Annotated in this window: 16 protein-coding genes; 6 read left to right on the top strand and 10 right to left on the bottom strand. The window is 61.9% G+C overall.

Annotation, left to right across the window (positions count from 1 at the left end; all coding sequences use genetic code 11):
• Window positions 1-30: 30 nt before the first annotated feature.
• From ACK4FZ_RS04255 to def, 7 genes are all read right to left on the bottom strand, one after another.
• A complete protein-coding gene (locus tag ACK4FZ_RS04255; RefSeq protein ID WP_409818404.1) occupies window positions 31-1,299 on the bottom strand; it encodes a sigma-54-dependent transcriptional regulator in 1,269 nt (422 codons plus the stop codon).
• The gene (locus ACK4FZ_RS04250) at window positions 1,299-3,410 is read right to left on the bottom strand and encodes an ATP-binding protein (protein ID WP_409818403.1); all 2,112 of its coding nucleotides are present in this window, start codon (window positions 3,408-3,410) and stop codon (window positions 1,299-1,301) included. The genes ACK4FZ_RS04255 and ACK4FZ_RS04250 overlap by 1 nt, the downstream gene beginning before the upstream one ends.
• Window positions 3,410-4,018 carry a DUF4390 domain-containing protein gene (locus ACK4FZ_RS04245; protein ID WP_409818402.1) on the bottom strand — a complete coding sequence of 203 codons (609 nt, stop codon included), beginning with the start codon at window positions 4,016-4,018 and terminating at the stop codon, window positions 3,410-3,412. Before ACK4FZ_RS04245 ends, ACK4FZ_RS04250 begins: the two co-directional genes overlap by 1 nt.
• Entirely contained in the window at window positions 3,978-5,228 is a 1,251-nt protein-coding gene (gene rsmB, locus ACK4FZ_RS04240) for a 16S rRNA (cytosine(967)-C(5))-methyltransferase RsmB (protein WP_409818401.1), read from the bottom strand. The genes ACK4FZ_RS04245 and rsmB overlap by 41 nt, the downstream gene beginning before the upstream one ends.
• A gap of 84 nt (window positions 5,229-5,312) precedes the next feature.
• Window positions 5,313-6,173: a zinc metalloprotease HtpX gene (gene htpX / locus ACK4FZ_RS04235; RefSeq protein WP_409818400.1), complete on the bottom strand. Its 861-nt coding sequence runs from the start codon at window positions 6,171-6,173 to the stop codon at window positions 5,313-5,315.
• A gap of 54 nt (window positions 6,174-6,227) precedes the next feature.
• On the bottom strand, window positions 6,228-7,148 hold the full coding sequence (gene fmt, locus ACK4FZ_RS04230) for a methionyl-tRNA formyltransferase (RefSeq protein WP_409818399.1): 921 nt from the start codon (window positions 7,146-7,148) through the stop codon (window positions 6,228-6,230).
• Window positions 7,149-7,223: 75 nt separating this feature from the next.
• A complete protein-coding gene (gene def / locus ACK4FZ_RS04225; protein ID WP_409818398.1) occupies window positions 7,224-7,727 on the bottom strand; it encodes a peptide deformylase in 504 nt (167 codons plus the stop codon).
• Window positions 7,728-7,835: 108 nt separating this feature from the next.
• Here def and ACK4FZ_RS04220 point away from each other — a divergent pair, with 108 nt between their 5' ends.
• The 6 genes from ACK4FZ_RS04220 (at window position 7,836) to ACK4FZ_RS04195 (ending at window position 14,983) form a co-directional block, all read left to right on the top strand.
• Window positions 7,836-8,849 carry a LysM peptidoglycan-binding domain-containing protein gene (locus ACK4FZ_RS04220; RefSeq protein ID WP_409818397.1) on the top strand — a complete coding sequence of 338 codons (1,014 nt, stop codon included), beginning with the start codon at window positions 7,836-7,838 and terminating at the stop codon, window positions 8,847-8,849.
• The gene (gene dprA / locus ACK4FZ_RS04215) at window positions 8,846-9,967 is read left to right on the top strand and encodes a DNA-processing protein DprA (RefSeq protein WP_409818396.1); all 1,122 of its coding nucleotides are present in this window, start codon (window positions 8,846-8,848) and stop codon (window positions 9,965-9,967) included. The genes ACK4FZ_RS04220 and dprA overlap by 4 nt, the downstream gene beginning before the upstream one ends.
• 26 nt (window positions 9,968-9,993) lie before the next feature.
• Complete coding sequence (locus ACK4FZ_RS04210) at window positions 9,994-10,452, top strand: DUF494 family protein (protein ID WP_144372312.1); 459 nt, start codon at window positions 9,994-9,996, stop codon at window positions 10,450-10,452.
• A 134-nt stretch (window positions 10,453-10,586) separates the two neighbouring features.
• Window positions 10,587-12,881: a type I DNA topoisomerase gene (topA, locus tag ACK4FZ_RS04205; protein WP_409818395.1), complete on the top strand. Its 2,295-nt coding sequence runs from the start codon at window positions 10,587-10,589 to the stop codon at window positions 12,879-12,881.
• A gap of 256 nt (window positions 12,882-13,137) precedes the next feature.
• Window positions 13,138-13,527: a hypothetical protein gene (locus ACK4FZ_RS04200; protein ID WP_409818394.1), complete on the top strand. Its 390-nt coding sequence runs from the start codon at window positions 13,138-13,140 to the stop codon at window positions 13,525-13,527.
• Window positions 13,528-13,615: 88 nt separating this feature from the next.
• Window positions 13,616-14,983, top strand: a complete 1,368-nt coding sequence (locus ACK4FZ_RS04195; RefSeq protein ID WP_409818393.1) for a PAS domain-containing protein — start codon at window positions 13,616-13,618, stop codon at window positions 14,981-14,983.
• Window positions 14,984-15,014: 31 nt separating this feature from the next.
• Here the strand turns inward: ACK4FZ_RS04195 and ACK4FZ_RS04190 are convergent, their stop codons facing one another.
• The 3 genes from ACK4FZ_RS04190 to gshB are packed head-to-tail and all read right to left on the bottom strand — an operon-like array spanning window position 15,015 to window position 17,409.
• Entirely contained in the window at window positions 15,015-15,398 is a 384-nt protein-coding gene (locus ACK4FZ_RS04190) for a diacylglycerol kinase (RefSeq protein ID WP_409818392.1), read from the bottom strand.
• Complete coding sequence (locus tag ACK4FZ_RS04185; protein ID WP_409818391.1) at window positions 15,395-16,456, bottom strand: FAD:protein FMN transferase; 1,062 nt, start codon at window positions 16,454-16,456, stop codon at window positions 15,395-15,397. Before ACK4FZ_RS04185 ends, ACK4FZ_RS04190 begins: the two co-directional genes overlap by 4 nt.
• Complete coding sequence (gene gshB, locus ACK4FZ_RS04180; protein ID WP_409818390.1) at window positions 16,456-17,409, bottom strand: glutathione synthase; 954 nt, start codon at window positions 17,407-17,409, stop codon at window positions 16,456-16,458. Before gshB ends, ACK4FZ_RS04185 begins: the two co-directional genes overlap by 1 nt.
• Window positions 17,410-17,418: the final 9 nt, after the last annotated feature.

The following is a 17,418-nucleotide window of genomic DNA, read 5'->3' as shown; positions in this document are numbered from 1 at the left end:
GCGCCGCTAGGCGCAGTGATCCAGGCAGGCTTACTCTTCTGCCACCTTGCGGCTGAACTTGACGCCCAGCTGCTTCAACTTGCGGTACAGGTGAGTGCGTTCCAAGCCAACTTTCTGCGCCACGCGGCTCATATTGCCGTTCTCGAGCACGATGTGGTATTCGAAATAACGCCGCTCCAGCTGCTCGCGCAGCTCGCGCAGTGGCAGACTGAAGTCGAAACCGGTCTCTTCCACCGGCTTTTCGTGGCGGAACTGCGCCAGCACCTTGTTCACCTCGGCAGCATCGATATCGTCGCCTTCAGCGGTCAGGCCCAGGCTCTTGATGATGCTGCGTAGTTGTTCCAGGTTGCCAGGCCAGTCGTACTGACGCATGGCATTCAGCGCCGCTGTGGTCAGCCGGCGGGTCGGCATCTGCTTGGATTCGATCAGCTCGTGCAGAATCTGCTCGGCGATGAAGGTGATGTCTTCCGCGTGCTCGCGCAGCGGTGGAATCGGCACGATCACGCTGGATAGCGCGGTGAGCATGCGATTATCGCACTCCGGGTCCACCAGCAGCTCCTGCAGCGGGCGGCTGCAGGAACACACCAAACGCACGTTGAAACGGTCCAGCTTGGACAGCAGGAACAGCAGCCCCTGCTGCGTACGGCGGTTGTACTGGCCGATCTCGGGCAGGAACAGCACGCCGTTATTGGCTTTCTGCAGCAGCTCCAGCGGTGCGTCGGCCAGCTGCTCCAGCTTGGCCGGTGTCACCCAAGGCGTGTTGCCGTGATGAAAAAAACGTGCCACCAGTTCGAAACCTACGCCTGGCTCGCCGGTCAACAGTACCGGAGACTTTACTTTGGACACCCGCTCCAGCTGTCGCTTCAGCTCCTGTACCGGTACGCTTTTGCCCAGTTTGTCCAGATTCAGCGAGGTATTGGCCTGCATGTCACCGTACTTGAGCGCACGCTGGACAGTAGTAAGCAGCTTTTGCAGGGCAATCGGTTTCTCGAGGAAATCGAAGGCGCCGATTCGGGTGGCTTCAACGGCAGTATCAATGCTGGCATGGCCAGACATCATCACCACCGGCATATTGAGCTGGCCGGATTTGGCCCACTCTTTCAGCAGGGTTACGCCGTCACAATCGGGCATCCAGATATCCAGCAGCACAAGGGCCGGTCGGGTCTGGTTCCGCAATTGGCGGGCTACTTCGGCATTCTCGGCCAGTGCGACGGTAAAACCCTCGTCCTGCAAGATTTCCGAGAGTAATTCCCGGATACCGATCTCGTCATCAACAATCAGAATATCGCTGCTTCGCATTAAGCCTCCAGCAATGGCAGGGTGAGATGGATCCGCGCACCGCCACTGTCTGCATTGGCCAGATAAATCTGGCCGTGGTGTTCCTCCACTATTTTCTTCACCACAGCAAGGCCCAGGCCAGTTCCTTTCGCCTTACTGGTTACGTAAGGCTCGAAAGCTCGCGGCAGAATGTCTGCACTAAACCCGGCGCCGTTGTCCTGTACACAGACGAGCGCGTTCCTTCCTTCTAGTCGGCTGCTAATTTGAATCATTGGGATGCTAGCGTCAAGGACTGCATCTTGCGCATTTTGCAGCAGATTATGCAAAACCTGACGCAGCAGAGCCGCATCACCCATAAAGGGCAAACGCTCCGGACTCAAATCCACTCTCAGGGCCGGGTTACCCTCGTACAGGGTCAATACCTCGCGGATCAGCTCGTTCAACTCCAGCGGCACCAGTTTGGTGCGCGGCGCCCGTGCATAATCGCGGAAGGCATCCACCATGCCCTTCAAGGCCGTTACCTGTTTGACGATGGTGTCGGTAGCGCGGCGCAACATGTCCGCATCCGCCCCTTCCAGCTTGTCGCCCAGCTTCATGGCCAGCCTTTCGGCGGACAGCTGGATGGGCGTCAGCGGGTTGCGGATTTCATGTGCCAGACGCTTGGCTACCTCACCCCAAGCCGCGTCGCGCTGCGCGCGAGCCAGCTCGGTAATATCGTCAAACACCACAACATAGCCGGTTGCAGACTGCTCTGGCAATACCGCACCGCGTACCACCAGCTGGCGGCTACCCTGCGAGCCCATGTAATCCACCTGCTGCTGCCAGTCGTGCGGGCTGACGTTGGCCGCTTCGCGCAGGATGGTATCGACCAGCGGCGACATCTCCGGCCGCAGCGCCGGCCATACCTGTATCTCGTGCTCGGCCAGCTCGGCGAAGTCCACGCCCAGGATGCGGCCGGCACTGGTGTTGGCCGCACGCAGGTTCCAGTTGCTGTCAAACGCCATCACGCCGGCGGACAGGTTGGCCAGGATACTTTCCAGGTATAGCTTGCCCGACTCCAGCAGGCGGCGGTTTTCCTCGGCACTGTGGCGGGCCTCTTCCAGCTGCTGCGTCATGCGATTGAACATGGTGGTAAGGATGCCCAACTCGTCCTTGCGGTACACCGGGTGGCGCTTGGAAAAGTCACCCTGGGCGACGGCGCGGGTGCCGGCGGCCAACTCGGACAGCGGCGCCGACAAGCGTTCGGAAATGAACAGCGCAAACGCCAGCGCCGCGGTCAATGCCAGCAGGAACACCAACGCCAGCGTCAACATATAGAAGGTTTTCAGGCCATCGCGCGCCAGCACCAGCTGACGGTAATCGGTGCGCGCGTCTTCGATTAGCTCGGCGTCACGGGCGATGTCGGCTGGGGCCGGCTGAATGACCTGCAGCACCAGCTGCTCGCCACTGATGAAGCTGCGGTAAGGCAGCAGCACCTTCAGCATCAGCCCGCTGCGAGCGTCATTGTCGATACTCTCGTGCGTTTTGCGCGGCGCTAGGGAACGCAATAGCTCGTAATCCGGGGCACGCGGCAGGTAGCGGGTATCGTCGGGGCCGGCAAAACTCACCAGCTGACCCTGGCGGGTATAGATTGCCACCTCCTCGACACCCAGTTGCTCGCGCAAGCGCGATAGCCGGCTGTTCAGTTCGCGCTCGCGCTGGTCGGCCACGTCGTTGGCAATAACCCGCGCCTTGCGCGAGACGTCGGTCAACACGTAACCCAGCGCGTTCTTGCCCAGCTCCAGGCCACGGTCGAGTGCGGTTTCCACCTGCACGTTGAACCAGCTTTCGATACTTCGTGTCAGGAATTGCGCCGAGACGGTAAACACCAGCATGCCAGGCAGCAGCGCCACTACGGCAAACATCAGCACCATTTTCTGCGTGAGTTTGGCACCAAACTCGCGGCTTTTGACGCGGCGACGCAGGCGTAGCAATTGACGGACTACCACCCCTAGCAGGCCGATCAAGCCCAGTGCATTCAGGCCGAATACCCACCAGTAGTACTCCGCCAGTTTGGAGGTATTGCCGGTAGAAATGGCCAGCAAGTACAGCAGCACGACGCCAAAAGCCGCCGCAATCACCGGGTAACGCATCAGTTGGCTACCTCCGGCGCCACGGTGATCCAGTCTGATGCTAACGTCCAGTCACGCGAACCCAGCGCGTTAAGCTGGAACGGTCGCGGTAGCTGACCGATGTCCAGCTCCAGCCTTACCCTGCCACGCAGTTCGCGCTGGCGATCCGGGCCCCAGTCCGAGACGTCCATCACACGCCAACCGGCGATACCGCCTACCGCCGACAGCGCTTCGTTCAACGAACCGTAATTGCTGGCGAGGCCACCAATGACCACCCGGTAGCGATTGGTCAGCCGGTAGTAAACCAGCTTGAAATCAAGCGTGGCAGTGGGTTCAAACAGGGTTTTCATCTGCAGCCACCAAGCGGTGGTACGGGGGCGTGTCAGCTCGAAGGTAAGCTGGAAGCTGAGCGGCACGCCCTGTTGCAGCGCGTCTTGCAGTGGCGGTGGCAGCGTGGTCTGGAACCGGGTTGACAGCGCCAGTGCGCCGTCTTCTACGCGGGCGCTGATGCGGCGGGCAACGATATCCTCTGCTGCCTGCGCCATCGGAATGGACAGCAGGCAGGTCAGCAGCAGGATCAGCGCAACGCTAAGCCTTTTTGACCAGCAGCGCGTAGTAGAAGCCGTCATGTTCCGAGGTGGGCAGCAGTTGTTCGTCTTTCACCAGTTTGGCATCGGCGTGGCGCCCCAGGAAGGCGTCCACTTGCTGACGGTTTTCTTCCGGCATGATGGAGCAGGTGGCGTACAGCAGCTTGCCCCCCACCGCCAGCGTGGGCCACAGCGCGTCCACCATCGCCGCCTGCTGTTTGCCCAGCGCGGCAAAGTCGTCAGGGCGACGCAGCCACTTGATATCGGGGTGGCGACGCACCACGCCGCTGGCCGAGCACGGCACGTCGGCCAGGATACGGTCGAACGGTTGGCCGTCCCACCAGGCCGCCGGGTTGGCCGCATCGGCCGCTTTCAGCGTGGCACTCAGGCCCAGGCGCTGCAGGTTGTCCTGCACGCGCTGCAGGCGCTCGGCGTCCACGTCCAGCGCGGTCAGCTCGACCTTGGCGAGCTCCAGCATATGGCCGGTTTTGCCACCCGGTGCGGCGCAAGCGTCCAGCACGCGCTGGCCGTCTGCCAGATCCAGCAACAGTGCCGCTTTCTGGGCGCCGAAATCCTGTACCGATACCACGCCGTCGGCAAAGCCCGGCAGGTCACGCACATTGCACGGGCTATCCAGCAGTACCGCTTGGCCGTGCAGCGCACGGGCCTTGATGTCCTGCTCGGCGAGCATGGCCACGTAAGCGTCGGCCGTCATGCGGCCAACGTTGACGCGCAGCGTCATCGGCGGGCGGCGGTTGGACATGTCCAGCACCGATGCCCACTGCGTCGGGTAGGCGGCGCGCAGGCGTTGCACCCACCAGCGCGGGTGGTTGTAGCGCGCTTCCTTGTCGGCAGCGGCATCGGCCAGCAGCGCGTCCTTGTTGCGCAGGAAGTTGCGCAGCGTGCCGTTGACCAGGCCTTTCAGGCGGCCCAGCGCGATGTCCTGCGCGCAGCGCACTGCCTGGTCCACTACCGCATACGGGGCGGCACGGGTATGCGCCAGCTGGTACAGCGCCACCAGCAGCAGGCGCTCGATATCGTCGGACGGCAGGCGCTTGGGCACCAGCTGGCGCAGGATGAAGCGCAGCTGGCCCAGATGACGCAAGGTGCCGTAGCCGATGTCCTGCAAGGCGCCCCGCTCACCGGCGCTCAGCTCGGTGCTGCGCTGGGCGGCGGCCAACGCTTCGGTAAGGGTACGGCCTTCTTCGACACGCGCGATCAAACCGGCGGCCAATTCCTGAATACGATGCATGCTGTAGGGGTCTTTCCAATAAAACCGGCCACCGTCCGCAACGGACGGTGGCCGCAAGTCGATTTAAGGCTGAATGATACCGTCTCAGACGCCGCTGCGGGCAATCTCCTGCAAGCGCGCGATGCGCTCTTCGGTATGCGGGTGGGTGCGGAACAGGCTGCTGATGCCACCACCGCCGGATAGCGGGTTGATGATCATCATTTGCGCCGTTTCCGGGTGCGCTTCGGCGGCCGGCATGGTGCGGTACTGCGCGTAGTACTCGATCTTCTGCAGCGCGGCAGCCAACGCCAGCGGGTCGCCGCTGATCTCGGCCCCGCCGCGGTCGGCTTCGAACTCGCGCGCCCGCGAAATGGCCATCTGGATCAGGCTGGCCGCCACCGGTGCCAGGATGGCCACCGCGATGGCGGCGATCGGGTTCACCGGGCGCCCTTCCTCGTCACGGCCGCCAAAGAACATGGCGAAGTTGGCCAGCGCCGAGATGGCACCCGCCATGGTGGCGCTGACGGTGGAGATCAGCGTGTCGCGGTGCTTCACGTGGGCCAGCTCGTGCGCCATCACGCCGCGCAGCTCGCGGTAGTCCAGCATGCGCATGATGCCGGTGGTGGCGGCCACGGCAGCGTGCTCGGGGCTGCGGCCGGTGGCAAAGGCATTGGGCTGCTCTTCGTGGATGACGTACACGCGCGGCATCGGCATGTTGGCGCGCTGCGCCAGCTCGGCCACCATGCCGTACAACTCGGGGGCACTTTGGGCGTCCACTTCCTGGGCGTTGTACATGCGCAACACCATCTGGTCGGAATTCCAGTAGGCGTACACATTCATGGCACCGCCCAGCAGCAGTGCGATCAGCATGCCGGTCTTGCCGCCCATCATGCCGCCCATCACCACGAACAGCGCCATGATGGCGGCCATCAGCATCGTGGTCTTGAACCAGTTGAAACCACCCATGGCGTACTCCTTTCTCGGGTCTGTCACAGACTATGGGGACGGCGGCGCGCCAGCTCAAGCCCCCAGTACGGTACCGGCCAGCGCCGGACGGCCGGCGATGAAATCGCGCGCGGCCAACCTTTTGCCACCGGCGGCCTGTAGTTGCGTCAATACAACAAGCCCGCTGCCGCTGCCCACCACCACACCGTCGGCATCGGCACGGACTACCTGCCCTGCCGGCGCCTGGCCGTCGATGGCGTGCGCGTGCCACAGCTTCAGCGCCTCGCCGGCCAGCAGGGTGTGCGCCCCCGGCGCCGGGTTGTAGGCGCGGATGGCGCGGGCGATGTCGGCCGCCGGCAGCTGCCAGTCGACGCGGGCTTCTTCCTTGCTGAGCTTGGCGGCGTAGGTCACGCCGTCTTCCGGCTGTTTGACCGCCGGGCAGGCGTCAAGTGTCGCCAGCGTGGCCACGATGGCGTCGGCGCCCAGTGCGGCCAACTTGTCGTGCAGGCTGGCCGCCGTATCATCAGCCGTAATCGGCAGCGGGTGTACCGACAGCATGTCGCCGGTATCCAGCCCCACATCCATCTGCATGATGGTGATGCCGGTTTCGGCGTCATCGGCCAGGATGGCACGCTGGATCGGCGCCGCACCGCGCCAGCGCGGCAGCAGCGAGGCGTGGATGTTCAGGCAGCCGCGCGCCGGCATGTCCAGCACCGCCTTGGGCAGCAGCAGGCCGTAGGCGGCCACCACCATCACCTCGGCGCCCACGTCGGCCACCAGCGCTTGTGCTTCCGGCGTTTTCAGCGTCAGCGGCTGCTCCACGCGCAGGCCGTGTTGCAGCGCCAGTTCTTTCACCGGGCTGGGCTTGAGCTTCATGCCACGGCCGGCCGGGCGGTCCGGCTGGGTCAGCACCAGCGAAATGTCATGGCCGGCGTCGATCAGCGCTTGCAGCGCCTGGGCAGCGAAAACCGGCGTACCGGCAAAAATCAGTTTCATCGGGTGTTCCTGGCAATGCAAAAGGGGCACCTGCGTGCCCCGGGTAGCGAATGGGCAGCCAGACGGCTACCGTGCTTACATATTCTGGCGTTCGCGCTTCTTGAGCTTGGTCTTGATGCGGTTCTGCTTCATTTCGGACAGGTACTCGACGAATACCTTGCCGTCGAGGTGATCCACTTCGTGCTGCAGGCAGATCGCCAGCAAGCCATCGGCATCCAGCTCGTAAAACTCGCCCTTGGTGTTCTGCGCACGCAGTTTGACGCGCTCGGCACGGGTAACCTTGTCGTAGACGCCAGGTACCGACAGGCAGCCTTCTTCGTACACGGTTTCGCCGTCCTTCTGCAGGAACTCGGGGTTGATCACCACCAGCGGTGCCGATTTGTCTTCCGACACATCGATGACAATCAGACGGTAGTGGTAGTCCACCTGGGTGGCAGCCAGGCCGATGCCCTTGGCTTCGTGCATGGTCTCGAACATGTCGTCTACCTGCTTTTGAAGGGCTGCGTCGAAGGTAGTAACCGGCTGGGCTACCTTATGCAGGCGCGGGTCGGGGTAGTGCAGGATATTAAGCAGTGCCATGATGCGAACAGTTTTCCAGTTGTGGGATGACGGCAGGCAGAACGATAATGTTGCCAGCATCCGGTTAGCCGTTTTCTCAAGTGCCGGACAAATGGGGTCACTTTACTGATGTTTAAACCTATTATATCGCTACTCTTGGCCCTTGGCCTGTCTGCACCGGCTCTGGCCGACACCCTGGCGCTGCGAGAAGATGCGCCGCAACGCTATGTGGTGAAGCGGGGCGATACGCTGTGGGACATCTCCGCCAAGTACCTGAAAACGCCCTGGAAATGGCCGCTGCTGTGGCACATGAACCAGGAAGAGGTACGCAACCCGCACCTGATCTTTCCGGGTGAGACCTTGGTGCTGGATACCATCGACGGCCAGCCGGTACTTCGCCGCGAAGGCAGCCGCGTTGTCAAACTGTCGCCACAGGTACGCGCGGAACAGCTGGATGCCGCCATCACCACCATTCCGGCCAAGATGATCGAGCCTTTCCTGGCGCGGCCACTGCTGCTGGACGACCCGGCAGAATACGCCGCTGCGCCACGCATCGTGGCTGGTCAAGACAACCGTGTCATCCTGTCCGGTACCGACATTGCCTATGCTCAGGGTCTGGATGCCGGCGGCACGTGGCAGTCATACCGCCTGGGCCGCACCCTCAGCGACCCTGACACCAAGGAAGTACTGGGCCATGAGCTCACCTACGGCGGCGAACTCAATGTGAAAAAACTGGACACCATCAGCACGCTGGTGGTTACCAAAGTAGCAGAAGAAGTACTGGTCAACGACAGACTGATGAAGCGCAGTCAGGTTCCGGTGCTGCAGTATGCACCACACGAGGCACCTGCCAGCCTGCAAGGCCGGGTCATTAGCGCCTACAACGGCGTCAATGAAATTGGCCAAAACTATAATGTAGTGATCAACCGCGGCCTGCGCGACGGCGTGGAAGTCGGCCATGTCTTCGGTATTTTCCGTGCCCCGCGCATGATCGAGCTGGCGCCCAAACAGATGGCACCGCTGCCTACCGAACAAGTGGGGCAGCTGATTGTGTACCGCGTGTTCAACAAGGCCGCCTACGCCCTGGTTGTCGCCGCCACGCAGCCGGTGATCGTGGGCGACCGCATCGCCAAACCGGAATGAACCAGGCACAACACGACTGGCTACGGCTGGCGCTGTCACCCGGCATCGGGCCGCAGCGCTTTTTGCAGCTGATCCAGCGCTTTGGCAATGCCGGTGCGGCGCTCGCGGCCAACCGCAGCCAACTGGCCGGCATTCTCGACGGCGAGGCGATCGATACCCTGGGTAGCGAACTGGCGCAGCAAAGTGCCGACGCGGCGCTGGCGTGGGCGCAGCTGCCCGGCTGCAGCCTGCTAACCCTGAACGACGACGATTACCCCTGCCAGCTCGCCGAAGCCGGCGCGGCACCGCCGTTGCTGTTTGCCCGCGGCCGGCGCGATCTGCTGGCCACCCCGATGCTGGCCATCGTCGGTAGCCGCAATGCCACGCCACAAGGCGAAGAGCACGCCCGCACCTTTGCGCGCAGGTTGGCCGCACAGGGCTACACCATCGTCAGTGGTCTGGCTGGCGGTATCGACGCAGCCGCCCATGAAGGCGCTCTGCAAGCTGGCGGCCATACCATCGCCGTGATCGGCACCGGCATCGACCGCGTCTACCCGGCCAGCAACCGCCAACTGGCGCACCAGATTGCCGAGCAGGGCTTGATCCTGTCCGAGTTTGCGCTGGGCATGGGCCCGCTGGCGCAGCACTTTCCACGCCGTAACCGCATCATCGCCGGCCTGTCGCGCGGCTGCCTGGTGGTGGAAGCCACGCTGCAAAGCGGGTCGTTGATCACCGCACGTCAGGCGCTGGAAGCCGGACGCGAGGTGATGGCCATCCCCGGTTCCATCCTTAACCCGCAAGCTCGGGGCTGCCACCGTCTGATCAAGGAAGGCGCCCGTCTGGTGGAAACCGTAGACGACGTACTGGACGAAATCGGCCGCCCGGCGGCACCGCCGCCGCCCGCCACCGCCATTGACGCCCCGTGCGAGGCAAGCCACAACCGCGCCGCCGGTCTTGCTCACCCGCAGCAAGCTGTCATGGACGCCATCGGTTACGATCCGGTAGACGCCGACGAGCTGGGCGCCCGACTCGGGTTGACGGCGGGGGAGGTTTACGCGATGCTTCTCGAGCTCGAACTCCTCGGCCATGTCGACAGCATGCCAGGCGGGCGTTACCAACGCCGGGCCCCAGCCCCCTAGCCCTTACAACAAAACGATTCCTATAGATGTTTGACGTTCTCGCCTTTTTGCTTGAAGAATTCAATGACCCTGATCATTGCCCCCCGCGTGATGACCTGGGTCGCCAGTTGGCGGCTGCCGGTTTCGAAAACGACGAAATCAGCGATGCCCTCGACTGGCTGGACGGCCTGAACGAGCTGAACGAAGGTGCCTATCTGGGTGCCAACGAAGGCAGCGGCCTGCGCGTATTCCATGACTACGAAGTGTCACGCTTGCCCTGCGACGTGCGCGGTCTGATTGTGTTCCTGGAATCCAACGGCGCGCTGTCGCCGGCGCAGCGCGAAATGCTGATCGACCGCCTGCTGGCCATGCCAGACGACGAGATCACGCTGCCCACCGCCAAGCTGGCCGCCCTGATGGTGTTGTGGGCGCAGCGTGCAGAACTGCCGGTACTGGTGGGCGAAGACCTGCTGTCCGCCCTGCACGGCGAACCCACCATGCAATGAAACCGCGCTGCGCGCCATCAAGGTTGGCCGCAGCGTGTTGACTCGACAAGAGCGCAAAACCTTGCGCTCTTGTTTTGTTTGATGAATACACAATATGTCGCGCCACGTGGCGTGCTACCGAAAACAAAGCAGACATGCCCTCCAGTCTCCTGATCGTCGAATCGCCGTCCAAGGCGAAAACGCTGAAAAAATATCTGGGCCCCGACTTCGAAGTCCTGGCCTCCTACGGTCACGTCCGCGACCTGGTGCCGAAAAACGGCGCCGTGGACCCGGAAAAAGACTTCGCGATGAAGTACCAGCTGATTGCGCGCAACAGCAAGCACGTGGACGCCATCGTCGAGGCCGTGGGCAAGGTGGACCATGTCTACCTGGCAACTGACCCGGACCGCGAAGGCGAAGCCATTTCCTGGCACCTGGTGGAAATCCTCAACAAGAAAAAGCTGTTGAAGGACCGTACTGCACAGCGCGTGGTGTTCCACGAAATCACCAAAAACGCGGTACTGGAAGCCATTGCCAACCCGCGCGACATCGCACAAGACCTGGTAGATGCCCAGCAGGCACGCCGCGCGCTGGACTATCTGGTGGGCTTCAACCTGTCGCCGCTGCTGTGGAAGAAGATCCGCCGCGGCCTGTCCGCCGGCCGCGTACAAAGCCCGGCGCTGCGCCTGATCTGCGAACGTGAAAACGAGATCAAGGCCTTCGTCGAGCAGGAATACTGGACCGTCCACCTGGACAGCCACAAGAGCCGCACCAAGTTCAGCGCCAAGCTGACCCAGTTTGCCGGCAAGAAGCTGGAACAATTCGACATCCCCAACGAGGCGGAACAAAGCCGCATCCTGGGCTTGCTGGCCGGCCACGACGCCAGCGTCGCCAGCATCGAGAAGAAAAAGAAATCGCGCAGCCCTGCCGCGCCGTTCACCACCTCGACGCTGCAACAGGAAGCCGTGCGCAAGCTGGGCATGACCACAGACCGCACCATGCGTACCGCGCAGCAGCTTTACGAAGGTATCGATATCGGGCAGGGTACCGTCGGTCTGATCACCTACATGCGTACCGACTCGGTGGCGCTGGCCAATGAAGCGGTAGAAGAAATCCGCGGCTATATCGGCGAACGCTTTGACGCCGAGCACCTGCCGAAGAACGCCGTCAGCTACAAGAACAAATCCAAGAATGCCCAGGAAGCGCACGAGGCAATCCGCCCCACGTCCATCCTGCGCACGCCGGAGTCGGTAAAGCCGTTTCTGACCACCGACCAGTTCAAGCTGTACGACATGATCTGGAAGCGTACGCTGGCCTGCCAGATGGCGCCGGCCAAGTTCGACACCACCAGCATCGACATCCACATCGGCCAGGGCGTCTTCCGCGCCAGCGGCCAGGTACTGGTGTTTGCCGGCTTCCTGTCGGTGTACGAAGAAGACGTCGATGACGCCGAAGATGAAGAAAACGCCAAGCTGCCGCTGCTGACCGAAGGCGAAAGCCTGCCGGTGGACAAGCTGTACGGCGAACAGCACTTCACCCAGCCGCCGCCACGCTTCTCCGAAGCCAGCCTGGTGAAAGCGCTGGAAGAATTCGGCATCGGCCGGCCGTCTACCTACGCCAGCATCATTTCCACACTGAAGGACCGCGAATACGTCATCATCGACAAGAAGCGCTTCTTCCCCACCGATACCGGCGACATCGTCAACAAGTTCCTCACCGAACACTTCGCCCAGTACGTGGACTACAACTTCACCGCCAAGCTGGAAAACCAGCTGGATGAAATTGCCAGCGGCAGCCGGCAGTGGGTACCGGTGATGGATAGCTTCTGGAAAGGCTTTTCCAAGCAGATCACCGAAAAAGAAGGCATTTCGCGCGCCGAAGTCACCACCGAAAGCCTGGACGAAGCCTGCCCGAAATGCAGCAAACCGCTGTCGATCAAGTTCGGTAAACGCGGCCGCTTCATCGCCTGCACCGGCTACCCGGACTGCGACTACACCCGCAACGTGGGCGAAACCGCCGAGCAAGCCGCTGCCGAAGCGGAAGCTCCGACCGTCATCGAAGACCGCACCTGCCCGGAATGCGGTGGCGAGCTGCACATCAAGAAAGGGCGTTTTGGCAAGTTCATCGGCTGCGCCAACTATCCGAAGTGCAAGCACATCGAACCGCTGGAAAAACCGCGCGATACCGGCGTGCAGTGCCCGGAATGCAAGACCGGCAGCCTGATCGAACGCAAGAGCCGTTACGGCAAGCTGTTCTACAGCTGCAATACCTACCCCAAGTGCAAATACGCTACCTGGAACCCGCCGATCGCCGAGCCCTGCCCCAAGTGCAACTGGCCTATCCTGACGCTGAAGACCACCAAGCGTCGCGGTACCGAAAAAGTGTGCCCGCAGAAAGAATGCGGCTACGCCGAGCAGATTGCGCCGCCGGAAGGCAAGGCTGATAGCTGAAGACGCGACCGGACTGGCTAAGCGGCTCGTACACAAGCCCTGTTTGCTACGCAAGCAGGGCTTGTGTTTTTGGCGTCTCTACTACCACAACTGCGTGGTAACGCGCAGCATGAAAACTACATTCACATGCCATTGATTTCATTCTGAAATCATCCTGCCAAAGCACTAGTATGGATTATGCGTGCCACCACGCAGCGTGGCTGTGCGTACGACGCTGGCCACCCTCGTTCACCCTCTGCCCCCTCGGAGTGATGCCATGCTCAACAGTCAATTCTTGCTGACCGGCAGCAGTGTACTGGCGGTGGTGTTTGCGCTGGGCGGGGCTTGGCCGCTGCTGTCTATTTCTTTTCTGGTCATGCTGTGGGGCATCTGGCGCGCAGACTGCGAGCAGATTGCAGAGCTGACGCCCAATACTTTGGCGATGTTTGTCGAGAACCGTGTACCGGTGTTGTTACCGGAGCAGTTTGAAGGGCGGGAACTGCTCTGGTACCAGGCAGGCACACCGGTTTACCGGGTGTTGATTGCCCCAGATGCGATATGGGAACTGGCTGGCAAAGAGGGGGAAACGGCCGCCGAGCCGGACATGATCCGTGTCTTCCCGGGCATGCTGTACCGACGTCGCTCGTCTCTGCCACCGGGAAGCTGAGAAACCGCCATTTTGTATCGATTTAACCCTATCGAAACCGCGGCATCACCAAGCAGGTTTTTAACGAAGTCAGCCCTAGGCTCCCATAATGGTTTTGTCCTGCCTTGATGCTGGACGGTTAACCAAACGGGAGAATGCCATGTTCGGTCGCCTCTTCAGTCAAACTGACCAGATTTACGAAAGCCTGATAGGCGAACTGGAAAAGCTGCTGCACCTGCCGACGTCAGCAGAACAGGATATCCGGCAGCGGAGCCAACAGATTCTGACCGCCCTGTCGTGGCAACAGCAGGAACAAGGCCGTTTGCACAGTGAGCTAGCGGTAGCTGAGGCCAAACTTACTACCCAGCACGCTGCACACGCGCTGGGGATACAGCGTTTGAACGAACGCATGGAGCTGATGCAACAGGCAACCTCCGACGGGCTGTGGGATATGGAGCTTGACCCTGACCGCCCAATCGAAGAGAACTATCCATTCTGGTGGTCCCCCGCTTTCCGTCACATGCTGGGCTATCAGGACGAACATGACTTTCCCAATATCCTGGGCAGCTGGTCGTCACGGTTACACCCGGAAGATAAGGAAAAAACCCTGGCGGCTTTCCAGCGTCATCTGTACGACCAGAGCGGGCAAACGCCTTATGACGTCATTTACCGCCTACAGCTCAAAAGCGGCGAATACCGCTGGTTTCGTGCCCGCGGCGAAACCAAGCGCGATAAAGAAGGCAGGCCATTACGCGTAGCAGGCGCCCTGACTGACATCCAGGTACAAAAAGAACAGGAACAAACCCTGCAAACCACCATGACTCGCTTCGAGTTGGCCATGGCGATGCTCTCTGACGGGCTATGGGACATGGAAGTGATTGCTGGCGACCCGGTCAACACTGCCAACCCGTTCTGGTGGTCGGACCAATTTCGCCATTTGCTTGGGTTTAAAGATGAAAACGACTTTCCCAACGTACTGGATAGCTGGGCGTCGCGACTGCATCCCGAAGACCGCGAACGGGTATTTACCGCCTTCAAAGCACACTTGCTGGATAAAACCGGCAACACACCCTACGACATCGAATACCGGTTGATGCTGAAAAACGGCTTATACAGATGGTTTCGCGCGAAAGGGCAAACTCGCCGTGCCAGCGATGGCACCCCATTGCGCGTCGTAGGCGCCCTGACTGATATCGATGCCATGGTAATCCAGGACATCATGCACCAGCGCGAGCGCGAGCATCAGTACCGAATGAGCAGCAACTACCGCAAGGTAGAAGAGCTGGTCAGTATCATCCGCGACATATCGGAACAAACCAACCTGCTGGCCATGAATGCCGCCATTGAGGCCGCTCGCGTCGGCGAGGTTGGTCGCGGTTTTGCCGTAGTAGCCGACGAGGTACGCAAACTGGCCGAACGCACACAGCAAGCCACTAACCATATCGTCGCACTGTCAACGGACAGCGGCTTGCATTGAGCTCGACACCCACCTGCTGCAACCGCTCTGGTCAGGCCAGCAACACCAGCCCCCACACCAACGTCAGGTTGACCAAACCCAGTAACTGGGCTGCGCTGCCCATATCTTTGGCGCGCTTGGCCAGCGGGTGACGCTCCAGCGACGTATGGTCCACCGCCGCCTCGATCGCCGAGTTGAACAGCTCGATGATCAGCGTCGCCAGCGAGCTGGCCACCAGCAGTGCCCGCGCCAGCGGCGAGGCAGGCACCACAAACAGCGCCAGCGGAATCAGCACAACGGCCAGCAGCGTCAGCTGCCGGAAGGCATCCTCGTGGCGATAGGCAGCGCGTAAACCATCCAGCGAATAACCAAACGCATTGATCAACCGCTTGATACCGGTTTTACCTTTGAACGGGCTTTCCTGGTGCGAGCTCATGGTGTTCCTGTGTGGTGGATTCTCGGTGGCGTGCCTTGCCACTGCAGGCGCGATGCCAACGCAGCAGGCAACCAAGCCTCGCCGCGGGCATCGATCAGCAGCCAGCCGGCCAACCCAAAGCGGTCCGCGTAGCGCGGTGCGGCGCGCGGCCCGGCAAAATAGATCGGCTTGGACGCCACATCAGACAGCAAACCGGCGCGCGGGCCGGGATAGCTGATGACGGACACGGATTGTACGTCACAGCGGCTTTGCGCGTCGCGCGGGTCGATCAGGTGGCAATAACGCCGGCCACTCAACATGAAATAGCGTTGATAGTCACCCGACGTACCGATGGCCTCCCCGTCGGCCAACGCCAGGGTGGCCATTGCCTCCGGCCGGCGCGGGTGGCGGATGCCCACCCGCCACGGCTCGCCCCCCGGCTTGCTGCCCAGCGCAATCACGTTGCCGCCGATATTCAACAATGCCGAGCTGATGCCAGCCTTAAGCAGGCGCTGCCGGCTGCGGTCCAGCGCCCAGCCCTTGGCCATGCCGCCAAAATCCAGCTGCACGGCAGGGTTACGACTCAGCCAGCGACCGTCCTGCTGCAATACATCCGCCATCCGCGGCCTGGCCGCCGCCAGGTCGGCCAGCGTGTCGGCCGCCGCCAGGCGCGCGGCGTACTGTTCTGCATGAAAGCCCCAAGCCGCCACCATCGCGCCGATGGCCGGCGAGAACAGCCCGTCTGTCTGTACCTCCAGCTGCTGCGCCTGGGTCAGCAAGTCGGTCAGCAGCGGCGAGGCGGCGAAGCGTTCACCGCTGGCGATGGCCTGGTTGGCCGCGTACACCTCGCCACCCGACTGCCAGGCGTGCAGCTGGCGGTGCAGCCCGTCCAGGTCGGCCAATACTGCCGCCGCGGCGCGCTGGGCGCGGGCCAGGTCGGCGTCGTATACCGTCAGCTCCACACGGGTACCGAACACATAGCTTTCCTGACGCCATGACTCCGGCGCACGTTGGCACGCCGCCAGCACCAAAACGACAAAGGCGGCCGAAGCCGCCTGCCATAGCCAGGTTGGCCGCATCAGGCCGCGTTCCCGCAGGCACGCTCCAGCGCGTCGATGAACAGACCGGCCACATTAATACCCGCCTGGTCCATGATCTCGCGAAAGCAGGTGGGGCTGGTAACGTTCACTTCGGTAAGGTAGTTGCCGATCACGTCCAAGCCGGCAAGCAGGATGCCACGCCGCTTCAGCTCCGGCGCCAGCGCAGCCGCAATTTCGCGGTCGCGCTCGCTCAACGGCCGCGCCTCGCCACGGCCACCTGCCGCCAGGTTGCCTCGAGTCTCCCCCCCTTGCGGGATACGGGCCAGGCAATAGTCTACCGGCACACCGTCAATCACCAATACACGCTTGTCGCCATCTCGGATCTCGGGAATATAACGCTGTGCCATCACGGTTTGCGTGCCGTGGTGACTGACAGTTTCGATGATCACGTTCAGGTTGGGGTCGTCCGGCGTGACACGGAAGATCCCACTACCGCCCATACCGTCCAATGGCTTCAGGATGGCATCCTGGTGCTGGCGCACAAAGCGCTTCAGGCGGTCCGGGCGCGAAGTCACCATGGTGGGCGCGGTCTGTTCGGGGAAATTCAGGATCGCCAGCTTTTCGTTGAAGTCGCGTAGCGCCTGGCCGCGGTTAAACACGCGGGCGCCCTGGGCCTCTGCCAGCGTCAGCAACTGAGTGGCATAGAGGTACTCCAGATCAAAAGGCGGGTCTTTGCGCATGACGACCGCAGAGAAGTTCTGCAATGTCATGCGCTGCACATCACCCTTCTTGAACCAGTCCTTGCCGCCTTTACCGGTCAGCGACACCGGGCACGCATCGGTCAGGACACGCTCGCCTTCCACGTACAGGTCGGCAGCCTCGCAAAACCAGATGGCATGGTTGCGCTGGTGCGCTTCCTCCATCATGGCAAAGGTAGTGTCCTTGTGGATTTTGAAACTTTCCAGCGGGTCGGCAATGAACAGAATGTGCATGATGAGCTT

The sequence above is a fragment of the Vogesella sp. genome, assembly GCF_046297735.1.
In the GTDB taxonomy this organism is placed as follows: Bacteria; Pseudomonadota; Gammaproteobacteria; order Burkholderiales; family Chromobacteriaceae; genus Vogesella; species Vogesella urethralis.
This window is presented reverse-complemented; position numbering and strand designations above follow the sequence as displayed.